The organism is Kitasatospora sp. NPDC101447 (assembly GCF_044767225.1).
Taxonomy (GTDB): domain Bacteria; phylum Actinomycetota; class Actinomycetes; order Streptomycetales; family Streptomycetaceae; genus Kitasatospora.
In genome coordinates this window covers 90,647-105,144 of the sequence record NZ_JBIWNL010000012.1, presented here as the reverse complement: position 1 = coordinate 105,144, position 14,498 = coordinate 90,647, and the positions used below count along the sequence as shown (strand labels likewise).

General features: G+C 74.5%; 12 protein-coding genes. 9 read left to right on the top strand and 3 right to left on the bottom strand.

What is annotated here, in order from left to right; translation table 11 throughout:
- Nucleotides 1-31: 31 nt before the first annotated feature.
- Nucleotides 32-1,438 carry a DUF6350 family protein gene (locus ACIRST_RS19125; RefSeq protein WP_402803193.1) on the top strand — a complete coding sequence of 469 codons (1,407 nt, stop codon included), beginning with the start codon at nucleotides 32-34 and terminating at the stop codon, nucleotides 1,436-1,438.
- A 29-nt stretch (nucleotides 1,439-1,467) separates the two neighbouring features.
- On the opposite strand, the gene ACIRST_RS19120 is transcribed toward ACIRST_RS19125, so the two are convergent.
- Nucleotides 1,468-2,130 (bottom strand): hypothetical protein, encoded by a 663-nt coding sequence (locus ACIRST_RS19120; RefSeq protein ID WP_402803192.1) that lies wholly within the window; start codon nucleotides 2,128-2,130, stop codon nucleotides 1,468-1,470.
- Between the two features lie 438 nt (nucleotides 2,131-2,568).
- Between ACIRST_RS19120 and purN the strand changes: the two genes are divergently transcribed.
- Both purN and purH read left to right on the top strand, forming a co-directional pair.
- The gene (gene purN, locus ACIRST_RS19115; RefSeq protein ID WP_402803191.1) at nucleotides 2,569-3,228 is read left to right on the top strand and encodes a phosphoribosylglycinamide formyltransferase; all 660 of its coding nucleotides are present in this window, start codon (nucleotides 2,569-2,571) and stop codon (nucleotides 3,226-3,228) included.
- Nucleotides 3,225-4,802, top strand: coding sequence for a bifunctional phosphoribosylaminoimidazolecarboxamide formyltransferase/IMP cyclohydrolase (gene purH / locus ACIRST_RS19110; RefSeq protein WP_350519970.1), 1,578 nt, complete (start codon nucleotides 3,225-3,227; stop codon nucleotides 4,800-4,802). Before purN ends, purH begins: the two co-directional genes overlap by 4 nt.
- Before the next feature lie 89 nt (nucleotides 4,803-4,891).
- Here purH and ACIRST_RS19105 read toward each other — a convergent pair whose 3' ends face one another.
- Nucleotides 4,892-5,506, bottom strand: coding sequence for a hypothetical protein (locus ACIRST_RS19105; RefSeq protein ID WP_350519971.1), 615 nt, complete (start codon nucleotides 5,504-5,506; stop codon nucleotides 4,892-4,894).
- A 501-nt stretch (nucleotides 5,507-6,007) separates the two neighbouring features.
- Here ACIRST_RS19105 and ACIRST_RS19100 point away from each other — a divergent pair.
- The 6 genes from ACIRST_RS19100 (at nucleotide 6,008) to ACIRST_RS19075 (ending at nucleotide 11,608) form a co-directional block, all read left to right on the top strand.
- Nucleotides 6,008-6,862, top strand: coding sequence for a bifunctional methylenetetrahydrofolate dehydrogenase/methenyltetrahydrofolate cyclohydrolase (locus ACIRST_RS19100; protein ID WP_350519972.1), 855 nt, complete (start codon nucleotides 6,008-6,010; stop codon nucleotides 6,860-6,862).
- Nucleotides 6,863-6,881: 19 nt separating this feature from the next.
- A complete protein-coding gene (locus ACIRST_RS19095) occupies nucleotides 6,882-7,307 on the top strand; it encodes a DUF3017 domain-containing protein (RefSeq protein ID WP_350519973.1) in 426 nt (141 codons plus the stop codon).
- Between the two features lie 248 nt (nucleotides 7,308-7,555).
- On the top strand, nucleotides 7,556-8,548 hold the full coding sequence (locus tag ACIRST_RS19090) for a malate dehydrogenase (protein ID WP_350519974.1): 993 nt from the start codon (nucleotides 7,556-7,558) through the stop codon (nucleotides 8,546-8,548).
- A gap of 112 nt (nucleotides 8,549-8,660) precedes the next feature.
- Complete coding sequence (locus tag ACIRST_RS19085) at nucleotides 8,661-9,986, top strand: hemolysin family protein (protein WP_350519975.1); 1,326 nt, start codon at nucleotides 8,661-8,663, stop codon at nucleotides 9,984-9,986.
- Nucleotides 9,987-10,016: 30 nt separating this feature from the next.
- Nucleotides 10,017-11,057, top strand: coding sequence for a tryptophan--tRNA ligase (gene trpS / locus ACIRST_RS19080; RefSeq protein ID WP_350519976.1), 1,041 nt, complete (start codon nucleotides 10,017-10,019; stop codon nucleotides 11,055-11,057).
- 62 nt (nucleotides 11,058-11,119) lie between these two features.
- Nucleotides 11,120-11,608, top strand: a complete 489-nt coding sequence (locus tag ACIRST_RS19075) for a 2'-5' RNA ligase family protein (protein WP_350519977.1) — start codon at nucleotides 11,120-11,122, stop codon at nucleotides 11,606-11,608.
- Here ACIRST_RS19075 and ACIRST_RS19070 read toward each other — a convergent pair.
- A complete protein-coding gene (locus tag ACIRST_RS19070) occupies nucleotides 11,593-14,154 on the bottom strand; it encodes a CDP-glycerol glycerophosphotransferase family protein (protein WP_402803190.1) in 2,562 nt (853 codons plus the stop codon). The two genes, ACIRST_RS19075 and ACIRST_RS19070, sit on opposite strands and share 16 nt — an antisense overlap.
- Nucleotides 14,155-14,498: the final 344 nt, after the last annotated feature.

Sequence of the window (14,498 nt, the reverse complement as noted above, 5' to 3'; positions counted from 1 at the left end):
CATGGCGAGTCGCCTTGGCACGATGTGGCGCATGACGCAGCTGATGGGCCGTCCGATCCTGGAGGCGCCGGGAGAATTGGGCGGACGCCCCGCGCTGGCCGACCTGTTGGCGGGGGTGCGGACGGCGCTGGTCGGCTTGGCGGTGGTCGGGGCGCCGGTGTTCGGCCTGTGGGTGGTGACGCCGTACGCGGACGACGGCGCGGCCGCTGCCACCCGGTTGGCGGGGGTCCTCTGGCTGCTCGGGCACGGCGCGCCGGTGCTGCGCGGGGAGGCGGACACCCCACTGACCGTCACTCCGCTGCTGCTGGGTGTCCTGGCCGTGGTCCGGCTGCACCGGGCCGGCGCCGCAGTGGCGGCCCGGCGCGGACTGCGCTCGCGCTGGGGCGGGCCGGTGGCCCTGTGGGCGGGCTACTGCGCGGTGGCGGTCGCGGTCGCGCTGCACGGTGCGGGCGCCGGGCTGTTCCGCAGCAGGGTGGTGCCGGACGTCCTGGTGGTCGCGCTGGTGGCGGCCCTCGCGACGGCTGCCGGGGTCCGATCGGTCGACGCCGCGGGCGGCCCGTTCGCCGGCTCCCCGCTGGACCGCCTCCCGTCGCCGTGCCGTCCGGCCGGCGGCGCGGCGGTGGTGCGTGCCGCGGCGCTGGCGGCCGGGGCCGGGCTGGTCGCCGCGGGTGGGGTGCTGGTGGCCCTGTCGGCGGTGCTGGACGCGGCGACCGGCGGCGGCCGCGGGATGGCGCTGCTGGGGCGAGGGCCCGCCGCGCTGCTGGGGTTGTCGCTGCTCGCGCTGGTGCTGCTGCCGAACGCGGTGCTGTGGGGCGCGGCGTACGCGCTGGGCCCCGGGTTCGCGGTGGGCGCCGGGACGGTGGTGTCGCCGGACGGTACGGCGCTGGGGCCGGTGCCGGAGTTCCCGTTGTTCGCGCTGCTGCCGGCCGACGGCCCGGGCGGCTGGCGGTGGGCGGCGCTGGTGCTGCCGCTGCTGGCCGGGGTGGTGCCGGCGGTGCTGCTCGGCCGGGCGGCGGCGGGCCGGCGGGGCCCGGCCGGGGCGACCGGAGGCGACGAGGAGGGCGCCGGGCCCTGGCCGCCCGCCGCGACGGTGACGGCCGCGCTGGCGGCGGCCCTCGTGGTGGGGGCGGGGGCGGCGCTGCTGGGCTGGCTGTCCGGCGGGGCGCTGGCGGGCGGGCGGATGGCCCGGCTGGGGCCGGTGCCGTGGTCGGCGGGCCTGGCGGCGGCGGGCTGGTTCGCGTTGGTGGCCGTCCCGGGCGCCCTGCTCGTCCGGCACCTGGTGCTCGCCCCCGCGGACGGCGGTGGCGTGTACGCGAGGCTCGCACGGCAGGCACACCGGGGCGCACTGCGACTGCGCGCCCGTACGTACGCCCTCGTGCTGCACCTGTCCGGGCCCGCCCGCGAGCCCGCGGAGCCGGAGGCGGACCCGCTCGACTGACGGACCGTCGCGCGGGCGGGTCGCCCGGGCTACTCGGCGTTCCCGGTGAAGTCCACGTACCACTGCGGCGCGTAGCGGTCGCAGTTCTGGGCTCCGACGGAGGTCAGCGAGTCGCGGACGCAGGTGACGTACGCGCGGTAGTGGTAGTTGAGGCCGATCACCGAGGTGGCGACCACGACGGTCATCGCACCGGTCAGGATCCCGGCGAGCGCGGCCGGGACGAGCGGGTTCGGCGCCGAGCCCCCGCGGGCCGGGCCGACCGGGCCGACCGGGCTCGCCGTGGTGGCCGGACCCGCCGGCGCACCGGCCGCGCCCGGGGCGGGCCGCGGGCTCCGCAGGGCGGCGACGCCCCAGACGATGCCGAGCACCCCGACCAGCAGGGCGATCCAGTGGAACCCCGTGAACAGGCAGACCAGCGCGAACGGCCCGGCAAGCGCGGCGTTGCGGGCCCGGCGGTGGGCCGGGTTCGTGGGGTCGAGCCGGGGCGGCTGCGGGGCCGGGGGCCGCCGACCGGGCCCGCCCTCGCCCTGGCCGGAGCCCCACGGCGGCGGGAGCTGCGGGCGCTCGCCACCCTGGCCGCCGGAGCCGTCCCCGCCGGTCCAGGGGCTGCGCGGCTGCCACGGCTGGTCCGGGGCGTCCGCCGGCGGCGGCGCGAAGGGGTTGCGCTCGTCGGTGTCGTCGCCGCTGCTCATGGGTTCAGCCAATCCTTGTCGGTCGGAGCTCGGCCGGAGCTCGGCGGGAGCCGGGCCGGGGCCCGCGGTCGTCGCGGTCCCGCGGCCGGCGCGGTCGGCGCGGTCTCCCGCGCCCCCCAATGATCCCGCAGCCGTTCGCCGACCGACCGGCGGGCCGGTGCCCGGGCCCGGTCGGCCCCCGCCGGGCCGGGCACAACTCCGGTGCGGCGGGCCCGAGGAGATCCCCGTCTCAACTACGCGCGTAGCGCCGCCGGGAGGGTTCGGAGGCCGTCCGACCAGCCGTTATCGTGGTGACGGTCAGCAGCTCACATCGGTTCCCGGGGCCCGCGTCGCGGCGGGTTTTCCTGGTGTTCCCCCTCGCTCGACCTGCCGTTCGTAGTGGCCCCACCGCCGGTGGACGTACCAGCGCACGGCGCCCGACCTACGGAGAATCGCGCAGTGGCCGCCGCCCCCGCCCAGCACTTCCCGCCCCGTACGTCCGGACCGGCTCGCCTGGTGGTGCTGGTCTCCGGCTCCGGAACCAACCTGCAGGCGCTGCTGGAGGCCGTTGCGGATCCGGCCTACGGCGCCGAGGTCCTCGCCGTCGGGGCGGACCGGGACGGGATCGCCGGCCTGGAGCGTGCCGCGAAGGCGGGCCTGCCGACCTTCGTCCACCGGGTGAAGGACTTCCCGGACCGGGCCGCCTGGGACCGCGCGCTGACCGCCTCCGTCGCCGAGTACGAGCCGGACCTGGTGGTCACGGCCGGATTCATGAAGATCCTCGGCCCCGAGTTCATCGCCGCCTTCGCCGGGCGGATCGTCAACACCCATCCCGCACTGCTGCCCGCCTTCCCCGGCGCCCACGGCGTCACCGACGCGCTCGCGTACGGCGTGAAGGTCACCGGCTGCACCGTCCACCTGGTCGACGCCGGCGTGGACACCGGGCCGATCATCGCGCAGGGCGTCGTCGAGGTCGTCGACGCCGACCACGCCGATGGCGGCGACGCGCTGCACGAGCGCATCAAGACTGTCGAGCGCAAGCTGCTCGTCGACGTCGTGGGCCGGCTGGCCCGCGAGGGTCACCGCATCGAGGACCGAAAGGTATGGATCCCGGCATGAGTGCCAGCTCCACCACCACGCCCGTTTCGGAGAACGTCCGTCCGATCCGTCGCGCGCTGATCAGCGTGTACGACAAGACCGGTCTGGAGGAGCTGGCCCAGGGCCTGCACGCCGCCGGGGTCGCCATCGTCTCCACCGGCTCCACCGCCGGCCGGATCGCCGCCGCCGGTGTCCCGGTGACCGAGGTCTCCGAGCTGACCGGCTTCCCGGAGTGCCTGGACGGGCGCGTGAAGACGCTCCACCCCCGCGTGCACGCCGGTGTGCTGGCCGACCTGCGCCTGGAGTCGCACCGCGCGCAGCTGGCCGAGCTGGGCGTCGAGCCCTTCGACCTGGTCGTGGTGAACCTCTACCCGTTCAAGGCCACCGTCGCCTCCGGCGCCACCCCGGACGAGTGCGTCGAGCAGATCGACATCGGCGGCCCGAGCATGGTCCGCGCCGCCGCCAAGAACCACCCCTCGGTGGCCGTCGTGGTCGACCCGGCCCGCTACGAGGACGTGCTGACGGCCGTCCGCGAGGGCGGCTTCGACCTGGCCACCCGCAAGCGCCTGGCCGGTGCCGCGTTCGCCCACACCGCCGCCTACGACGTGGCCGTCGCCTCCTGGTTCGAGGCCGGCTACGCGCCGAGCGACGAGCACTTCCCCGAGTTCCTGGGCTCGACCTGGGAGCGGCAGAACGTGCTGCGCTACGGCGAGAACCCGCACCAGGGCGCCGCGCTGTACAGCGACGGCACCGGCGGCCTGGCCGGCGCGCAGCAGCTGCACGGCAAGGAGATGTCGTACAACAACTACGTCGACACCGACGCCGCCCGCCGCGCCGCCTACGACCACGCCGAGCCGGCCGTGGCGATCATCAAGCACGCCAACCCGTGCGGCATCGGGACCGGCGCCGACGTCGCCGAGGCGCACCGCAAGGCGCACGAGTGCGACCCGGTCTCCGCGTACGGCGGCGTCATCGCGGTCAACCGCCCGGTCACCGTCGAGCTGGCCGAGCAGATCGCCCCGATCTTCACCGAGGTCGTCGTGGCCCCCGGCTACGAGGACGGCGCCCTGGAGGTGCTGACCCGTAAGAAGAACCTGCGGGTGCTGCTCGCCCCCGAGGCCCCGGCCAACCGCCAGGAGGTCCGCCCGATCTCCGGTGGCGTGCTGCTGCAGGACGCCGACCGGGTGCACGCCGAGGGCGACGACCCGGCGAACTGGACGCTCGCGACCGGCGAGGCGCTGTCGGAGGCCGAGCTGGCCGAGCTGGCCTTCGCCTGGCGGGCCTGCCGGGCCGTCAAGTCCAACGCGATCCTGCTGGCCAAGGACGGCGCCTCGGTCGGCGTGGGCATGGGCCAGGTCAACCGGGTCGACTCCTGCAAGCTCGCGGTCGAGCGGGCCGGCGAGCGGGCCAAGGGCGCGTACGCGGCCTCGGACGCGTTCTTCCCGTTCGCGGACGGCCCGGCGATCCTGATCGCCGCCGGGGTCAGGGCCATCGTCCAGCCCGGTGGTTCGATCCGCGACGAGGAGGTCGTCGCGGCGGCCGCCGAGGCCGGCGTGACCATGTACTTCACCGGTGCGCGGCACTTCTTCCACTGATGACGTGACGGTATGACAGAGCGGCCCGGCCCCCCGAGGGGAGCCGGGCCGCTCTGTCATGCGGTACGGGCGGGGTTCCTACGGGCCGGTCAGTACCGCGGCCGGTTGAACCAGTCGACGCCCTCCCGGGTGCTCATGGCGACGATCCACAGCACGCAGATCCCGATCCACAGCACGCCGACCACCACGCCGAAGCCGCTGCCCGCGGCCTGGGCCTGGGTGCTCCCGGTGATCGCGCTGATCGTCACGAGCGCACCGAGCAGCAGGGCGACCGAGCCGTACACGATGGTGGTGATCCGGGTCGCCGGGCCGCCCTTGCCGAACTTCACCCCGAGCGTGATCGAGAGCACCGAGGCGAGCAGGTACAGGATCCCGAGGACCAGCAGCACGCCCGCGGCCGCGTTGCCGAAGATCGCGGTGTCGCTGCTGGTGCTGTGCTGGTTGGCGACCGTCTTGGCGCTCGCGGCCACGATCAGCAGCAGGCCCGTGAGGAGGACCTGCACGCCGCCCACGACGAACAGCAGGACGCGGGCGGTCATCACCAGGCCCGGCATGGAGCGCGGCGGCGCCACCGGCGCGTAGCCGTACGCCGGGGGCTGCTGCGGGTAGCCGTACGCGGCCGGCGGGGCCTGCTGCGGGTAGCCGTAGCCCGGGGCGGCCGGCGGCTGGCCGTACGGGTTGTTCGGGTCGGGCGGGTAACTCATCGATGCCTCCGGGCAGTTACGGGGACGCGGGGACGGGACGGCGGAGGCCCCTGGTGCGGTCGCGAGTCGGGTCGGCGACAGCACGGGACGGTATCGGGGCGCGGTGACAGCCCGGCGGCAGTGGCGGGCGGTACGACCGGCTCAGCAGCGTGATGAACGGGCGAGCGCGGACCGGGACGGGCGCAGTGCGGCGGACGCGGCGCTGCGGCGGTCGGGCTGCTCGGACTGCTGTGGTCGGATCACTGGCTCTTTCCCCCGGATACGCCCCGCCGCGGTATCCGTCGGCCCGTCACCGGGCCTGGTTGCGGCAGGGTATGCGGGCAACATCGTCATCCGGACGGCAGCGCCCTGTCCAGCCGGTTCCGGCGCCGGGTCGAGACTGTGGCGCAACCGCAATGCGGTACGGACGTTCCGTACCCGTCCGGCCGTCCGACCGGCCGCCGCCGCGGCACCCGGCCGCCCGTGGTACGGCACCCTGCCGCGATCCGGGAGAATGGGGTCATGACTGCCCAGATTCTCGATGGCAAGGCCACCGCCGCCGCGATCAAGTCCGAACTCGCCGCCCGCGTGGCGGCCCTCAAGGCGAAGGGCGTCACGCCCGGCCTCGGCACCGTCCTGGTCGGTGACGACCCGGGCAGCCGCTGGTACGTGAACGGCAAGCACAAGGACTGCGCCGAGGTCGGCATCGCCTCGATCCAGCGCGAGCTGCCCGCCACCGCCTCCCAGGAGGACGTGGAGAACGTCGTCCGCGAGCTCAACGCCGACCCGTCCTGCACCGGCTACATCGTCCAGCTGCCGCTGCCCAAGGGCCTGGACCAGAACCCGGTCCTGGAGCTGATGGACCCGGACAAGGACGCCGACGGCCTGCACCCGACCTCGCTGGGCCGGCTCGCCCTGGGCATCGACGGCCCGCTGCCCTGCACCCCGCTGGGCATCGTCGAGCTGCTGCGCCGCCACGACGTCGAGATCAACGGCGCCGAGGTGGTCGTGGTCGGCCGCGGCATCACGGTCGGCCGCTCGATCGGCCTGCTGCTGACCCGCCGCTCCGAGAACGCCACGGTGACCCTGTGCCACACCGGCACCCGGGACCTGAGCGCCCACCTGCGCAAGGCCGACATCATCGTGGCCGCCGCCGGCGTGCCGCACCTGGTCAAGCCGGAGGACGTCAAGCCGGGCGCCGCGGTGCTGGACGTGGGCGTCAGCCGCAGCGAGGGCAAGATCGTCGGCGACGTCCACCCGGGCGTGGCCGAGGTGGCCGGCTGGATCTCCCCGAACCCCGGCGGCGTGGGCCCGATGACCCGCGCGATGCTGCTCAACAACATCGTCGAGGCGGCCGAGCGCCGCGCCGGCATCTGACACCCCAGGGACGGCGAACATGACTGAACCGCGACCGGCGCGGTCCCGGCACAGGCCGGTGAAGACCACCGGCACCCTGCCGCCCGAGGGCTCGGCCGCGGCCCTCGGACGCGAGCACGCCCTGCCGGTCCGGCAGTGGCCGATAACGCTGGTCCTGCTGGTGGTCGGCGCCGGCCTCGCGGTCACCTGGTTCGCCGACTTCAAGGACGGCTTCAAGTACGGGCTGCTGATCCTCGGCGGCGGCGTGCTGCTCGGCGCGGTGCTGCGCCTGGTGCTGCCCGAGGTCGGGATGCTGGCGGTGCGCAGCCGCTTCACCGACGTGATCGTGCTGACCTTCCTGGGCGCCTCGATCGTGCTGCTGACCCTGGTCGCCCAGCCGAACCCGTGGGTGCAGATTCCGCTGCTGGACAACATCGGCCAGCTGATGGGCCGGCCCAAGCACTGACCGGCGGCACCGACCGGCCGGGGCGCCGACCGGTCCGGCCCGCCGCGGCCCCCGCCCCACCCCCCCGGACTCCCGGGGGCGGGGCGGGGGCCGCGGTGCGTCTGTGACGCATCAGCCACGCCCGCACACGCGGCGTACGCTTCCCTTTGCGATAACCTGACGCCGGTCTCTCGATGTCGAGAGACCATCCTCGGCTCCAGTGCGCCGGTGTGCCTGGGGCACCTGGCGATTTGCTGGAGAAGGTAGAAATGACCCGCACCCCCGTCAACGTCACCATCACCGGAGCCGCCGGCCAGATCGGCTACGCGCTGCTCTTCCGCATCGCCTCGGGCCACCTGCTCGGTGCCGACGTGCCGGTGAACCTGCGCCTCCTGGAGATCCCGCAGGGCCTGAAGGCCGCCGAGGGCACCGCCATGGAGCTCGTCGACTGCGCGTTCCCGCTGCTGCGCGACATCAAGATCACCGACAACCCGAACGAGGCCTTCGACGGCGCCAACGTCGCGCTGCTGGTCGGCGCCCGTCCGCGCACCGCGGGCATGGAGCGCGGCGACCTGCTGCAGGCCAACGGCGGCATCTTCGGCCCGCAGGGCAAGGCCATCAACGACCACGCCGCGGACGACATCAAGGTCCTGGTCGTCGGCAACCCGGCCAACACCAACGCCCTGATCGCCCAGCGCAACGCCCCGGACGTCCCGGCCGAGCGCTTCACCGCGATGACCCGCCTGGACCACAACCGCGCCGTCGGCCAGCTGTCCGCCAAGACCGGCGCCCTGGTCTCGGACATCAAGCGCGTCACCATCTGGGGCAACCACTCCGCGACCCAGTACCCGGACGTCTTCCAGGCCGAGATCGCCGGCAAGCCGGCCTTCGAGGCCGTCGGCAGCGACCTGGCCTGGCTGGAGAACGACTTCATCCCGACCGTCGCCAAGCGCGGCGCCGCCATCATCGAGGCCCGCGGCGCCTCCTCGGCCGCCTCGGCCGCCAACGCCGCCATCGACCACGTCCACACCTGGGTCAACGGCACCGCCGAGGGCGACTGGACCTCCATGGGTGTCGTCTCCGACGGCTCCTACGGCGTCCCGGCCGGCCTGATCTCCTCCTTCCCGGTCACCACCAAGGACGGCAAGTTCGAGATCGTCCAGGGCCTGGAGATCTCCGACTTCTCGCGCGCCCGCATCGACGCCTCGGTCCAGGAGCTGACCGAGGAGCGCGACGCGGTCCAGGAGCTGGGCCTCATCTGAGCCCGCCCGCACCGCAGCACCGGCGGCCCGCCGACTTCCCCCCGGGGAAGCGGCGGGCCGCCGCCGTGTCCGGCCTCGGGGCCCCGCACCGGCCGCCCTACACTGGCCCGCTGTGAACGAAACCCTCGGGGACGCCGCGCTCGTCCTCGTTTTCATCCTGCTGGGCGGGCTCTTCAACGTCGCCGAGATCTCGCTGATCTCGCTGCGCGAGGGCCAGATCCGGACGCTGGAGGCGCACGGCACCCGGCGCTCGGCCCGGGCCGCGCACCTGGCCGCCGACCCCAACCGCTTCCTGGCCGCCGTCCAGGTCGGGGTGACCTGCATGGGCTTCCTGTCCGCCGCCTTCGGCGCGGACACCCTGGCGGGCAAGCTCGCCCCGGTGTTCGTCCGGGCGGGCCTGTCCGAGGGCGTGGCCGACGCGGTCGCCCTGGTCGGCCTCACCCTGGTGATCAGCTACGTCTCGCTGGTGCTCGGCGAGCTGACCCCCAAGCGGATCGGCCTGCAGCGCGCCGAGTCCATCGCGGTGCTCTCCGCCCCGGTGGTGGACGTGATGTCGGTCGTGCTGCGCCCGGCGATCTGGCTGCTGGGCCACTCCACCAACCTGATGGTCCGCCTGCTCGGCGGGGACCCGACGGCCGGGCGCGGCTCGATGAGCTCCGAGGAGCTGCGCGGCCTGGTCGCCGCCAACACCGAACTGGGCAGCGACGAGCGGGCGTTGATCGCCGACGTGTTCGCCGCCGGCGAGCGCCAGCTGCGCGAGGTGATGGTCCCGCGCACCGAGGTGACCTTCCTGGACGCCGAGCGCCCGCTGGCCGCCGTACGGCACCAGGCCGACACCTCCCCGCACTCGCGCTACCCGGTGGTCGAGGGCAGCGCCGACGCGGTGGTCGGCTTCGTCCACGTCCGCGACCTGTACGGCGCGCGCGGCGGACAGGCCGCCAAGGTCCGCGACCTGGCCCGCCCGGTGAAGCTGCTGCCCGGCACCAAGCGGGTGCTGGAGGCGATGGGCGAGATGCGCCGCGAGGGCCACCACCTGGCCATCGTGGTGGACGAGTACGGCGGCACCGCCGGGATCGTCACCCTGGAGGACCTGGTCGAGGAGGTGATCGGCGAGATCCGCGACGAGTACGACCGGCCGGAGTCCGCCCCCACCCGTCGGCTGGCCGGCGGCGGCATGGAGCTGGACGGCCTGCTCAACCTCGGGGACTTCGCCGAGGAGACCGGCGTCACCCTGCCCGAGGGCCCCTACGAGACGGTGGCCGGCTGCCTGGTCGCCTCGCTCGGCCGGCTGCCCCGGGACGGCGACCAGGTGCGCGTCCCGCTGGACGGCGGCGGCGGGGTGCTGCTGACGGTGGCCAAGGTCGAGGGCCGGCGGATCGCCCGGGTGAGGGTGAGTGCCGTCACACTGGCCGAACCTCCGGGGGCGGACGTTTCCTGAGCGACCGGTGGAACTGGAAGAATGGCCCGCATGGTCAACGCAGCGGTCACCGGTCCGGTCAAGGAGCGTCCCCGGGTGCTCTCCGGCATCCAGCCCACCTCCGGCTCGTTCCACCTCGGCAACTACCTGGGCGCGGTGCGCCAGTGGGTCGACCTGCAGAAGGACAACGACGCCTTCTACATGGTCGTCGACCTGCACGCGATCACGGTGCCGCAGGACCCGGCGACGCTGCGCGAGAACACCCGGATCTCCGCCGCCCAGCTGCTCGGCGCGGGCCTGGACCCGGACCACTGCACGCTCTTCGTCCAGTCGCACGTGCCCGAACACGCGCAGCTCGCCTGGGTGATGAACTGCCTCACCGGCTTCGGCGAGGCCTCGCGGATGACCCAGTTCAAGGACAAGTCCTCCCGCTACGGCTCCGAGAGCACCACCGTCGGCCTGTTCACCTACCCGATCCTGCAGATCGCGGACATCCTGCTCTACCAGGCCGACGCCGTGCCGGTGGGCGAGGACCAGCGCCAGCACGTGGAGATCACCCGCGACATCGCCGACCGCTTCAACACCCGCTACAGCCCGACCTTCACGGTGCCGAAGCCGTACATCCTCAAGGAGACGGCGAAGATCCAGGACCTCCAGGACCCGGCCGTCAAGATGAGCAAGTCGGCCTCCTCGCCCAAGGGCCTGGTGAGCCTGCTGGACGACCCGAAGGTCAGCGCCAAGAAGTTCAAGAGCGCCGTCACCGACACCGGCACCGTCGTGTCCTACGACGAGGAGGAGAAGCCGGGCGTCTCCAACCTGCTGCGCATCCACTCCGCGCTCAGCGGGCAGTCCGTCGAGCAGCTGGTCGCGCACTTCGAGGGCAAGATGTACGGCGCCCTGAAGACCGAGCTGGCCGAGCTGTTCACCGAGTGGGTCACCCCCTTCCAGGAGCGCACCCGCACCTTCCTGGACGACCCGGCCGAGCTGGACCGGGTGCTGGCGATCGGCGCCGAGAAGGCCCGCGACGTGGCGTCGGCGACGCTGGAGACGGTGTACGACCGGATCGGCTTCCTCCCGGCCGCCAAGCGGTGACTCCCCTCACACGCCTGCCCGGTGGTGGCGACCTCCCGGAGGTCGTCACCATCGGCGTGTCCGTGAGCGTCCCGGACCCGCACGGCGCGGCGATCCAGGACGCCCGGGCCGGGCACGGCGATCCGCTGGCCCGGTCGATACCGACGCATGTCACGCTGCTGCCGCCGACCGAGGTGCCGGCCGACGCGCTGCCGAAGATCGAGGAGCACCTGGCGGCGGTCGCCGCCGCGCACCGGCCGTTCCGGATGCTGCTGCGCGGCAGCGGCACCTTCCGCCCGGTCTCCCCGGTGGTGTACGTCCGGGTCGAGGAGGGCGCGCAGGAGTGCCGGCTGCTGGAGGCGGACGTCCGCTCCGGCCCGCTGGCCCGCGAGCTGGCCTTCCCGTACCACCCGCACGTGACGGTCGCCCACGGCCTGCCGGACGACGTGCTGGACCAGGCGTACGAGCAGGCGCGCGGCTTCCGGGCGTCCTTCGTGGTGCCGGGCTTCGGCCTCTCCCGGTTCGACGCGGACGAGGTCTGGCGGCCCTGGCGGAGCTACTCCTTCTCCTGACGGCGGTTCCGGCGCGCTCCCGGCGCCGCCCGGGACCGGCCCGCGGCGGGCTGCGTCCCGAGCATCCGGTCGACCACCCGGCGGGCCGCACCGCCGTCGTCCAGCGCGCAGTGCTCGGCCTGGAAGCGCCGGTAGCGCTCGGCGTAGCCGGGGGGTAACCCGCCGCCGCGGTCGGCGAGTTCGCGCAGCGCGCCGAGCAGTTCGGCGGAGGTCGGCACCAGCGGGCCCGGGGCGTTCGGCTCGAAGTCGAAGTAGAAGCCGCGCAGGGTGTCGCGGTAGTGCTCCAGGTCGTAGGTGAAGAAGTACATCGGACGGCCGGTGATCGCGAAGTCGAACATGATCGACGAGTAGTCGGTCACCAGCACGTCCGCGACCAGGAGCAGTTCCTGCGGGTCGGGGTAGTCGCCGCAGTCGTACCGGAAGCCGTCCCCCGCGCCCGGCAGGGGCTCGCGCACGTGCGCGTGCGGGCGGACCAGCAGCACGTGGTCCCGGCCGAGCAGCCGACGGGCGTGGTCGAGGTCCAGCCGCAGGTCGAGCCGGAAGCCGTCGCCGTCGCCGCGCCGCTGGTCCTCGCGCCAGGTCGGCGCGTACAGCACGATCCGCTTGCCGTCGGGGACGCCGAGCCGGCGGCGGACGGCCGCGGCGGTCCGCGGGTCCGGGTGGGCGAGCACGTCGTTGCGCGGGTAGCCGGACTCCAGCACCTCGCCGCCGTAGCGGAAGGCGCGGCGCAGGATCGGGGTGGCGAACGGGCTGGGGGAGAGCAGCAGGCTCCACTGCGGGGTCTCCCGGTCGAGCGCCGCCAGGTAGCCGTGGTCGGCCAGCCAGGGGTTCTCGACGTCGTGGGCGATCCGTTTCAGCAGCGAGCCGTGCCAGGTCTGCACGACGACCTGGCCGGGGCGGCGCTCCAGGAAGTCCGGGAAGTGCGTGTTGCCGACCAGGTAGCGGCAGGTGGCCAGCGCCCGGTACCACTCGGGGCTCCAGACCCGCACCGGGGTGACCCCGGCCGGCACCGCGGCCTGCGCGTCGTCGACGGCCCACAGGTGCGCCAGCGGCGCGCTGCGGCGCGCGAGTTCGGCGTGCACCGCGCGCGGGGAGTCGGCGTAGCCGCGGCCGCCGAACACGTCGTAGAGCACCGCGTCGCGCAGCGGTGCGCGGCGGGCGGCCGGGTAGTGCTCGGCGCGCTGCCGGCGCTGCGTCCAGGCGCTGCGCTCGGCGGCGCTGAGCACCGGGGTGGAGTCCACCAGCAGGGTGTCGTGCCAGCGGCGCTGCAGCAGGATCCGCTTGCCGCCGGCCGTGGCGGCGGCGGGGACGGCGGGCAGTGCGGCGGGGGCGGCGAGCAGCGACCGGCCCGGCCCGGCGCCGTCGGGCGGCTCCAGCGAGGCCTCCCAGATGCCCTTGCGCAGCGGCAGTGCGGCGCCGTCCGAGCCGGTGCGGGTGGCGGGCACCCGGGCCAGGAAGCGGCCGTCCGGGCCGCTCGCGACCGGGCCGCGGACCTCGCTCGCGGTGCCGGAGTGCCGCAGCACCAGCTCCAGGCGGTCCGCGGCCGGCTCCGGGCAGTGCCCGGAGAGCTCGAAGCCGTCGGCCCGCACCGCGATCCGGTCGACCAGGCCGACCGCGGGCTGGACGCAGAGCTGGAGGCGGCCGTCGGCGAGGTGCTTGAGGTAGAGCACGCGGTCGCGGGTGTCGGGCAGCGGGTGCTGGCCGGCCACCGGGCCGCCGCGCTCGTCGAGGCACAGCTGCTCGGTGCCGCCGTCCGGCCGCAGCAGTTCGGCGTCCCAGTGCTCCAGGTCCCCGCGGCCGCGCCCCTCGGCGGTGAACGGCCGGTACGGCAGCCGGACGGTGAAGGTGTCGCCGCCACGGGTGAGCGGCTGCTCGATCACCGCGTCGCTCTGCCGGTGGCGCAGCCGCAGCACGGTGCCGGCCGGGCAGGAGTCGGCGACGCCGCCGAGGCCGAGGCCGACGGCGGTGCGGGCGGCCCGGGTGATCCGGACGGCCGGGCGTTCGAGCCGCAGCCGCAGCCGGCCGTCCTCGAAGTACGGCTGGAGGCGGACGTCGTGGTCCACCCAGCAGGCCGGCGGGTACTCGCCGGAGCCGCACCAGTGCGGGGCGAGGGCGCCGTAGTGGCGGCGCACCCGGACGGCGCGCGGGCGGGTGAAGAGGGTGGTCTCGATCCGCCAGTCGCCGAGCAGCCACCGGCCGTCCCGGCGCAGCCGGCCGGGCGCCAGCAGGACGGTGAAACCGGACCAGTCGTGGTTGTGCTCGGGCCGGGCGCTGTCGTCGGTGACCTCGGGCATCCTGCGGGGTCTGGAGCGCAGGTGCAGCGGCGGTGCGTCCGCGTCCTCGTGGCGCAGGGTCAGCCAGGTCCAGGCGGATCCGGGGCGGCGGGTGTCCAGGCCCTGGGGGCGGGCGAAGCCGGTGAGTTCCAGGCCGCGGTCGTGCCAGCGGGCGCGCAGCAGGCCGAACACCACGTCCCCCTTGTCCGCGGGGCGCGCGGTGGTCACCCGGGGAGCGGCGTGCGGCAGGACGAGCCGGGTGAGCACAGGCATGGTGATCGGAGCCCTTCGGAATGGAAATTCACATCCCATCCGGAAATGGCCGCAAAGGCAACTGCACGCTTTTTCGAATTACCTGGGGAATTCATTTCCGGGAACGCCGGTTCGGAAATGGATCGACTGTGCGGATATTCGCCGTTCCCGGAGGTCCCGAGCGTTTCCGGAGGTCCCGAGGGTTCCGGGAGGTTCCGGGGATTCCGCGGCCCGGGGTCTCCGGGAAAACGCGGAGGCGGGGGGCCCCCCCCGGGGGGGGGGGGCCCCGGAGCGGGTGGCGCCGAGGGCGTACGGCACGCAGAGCAGCACGAGCTACACCCCCGGGGCGGCGGCGGCCGTCCCGG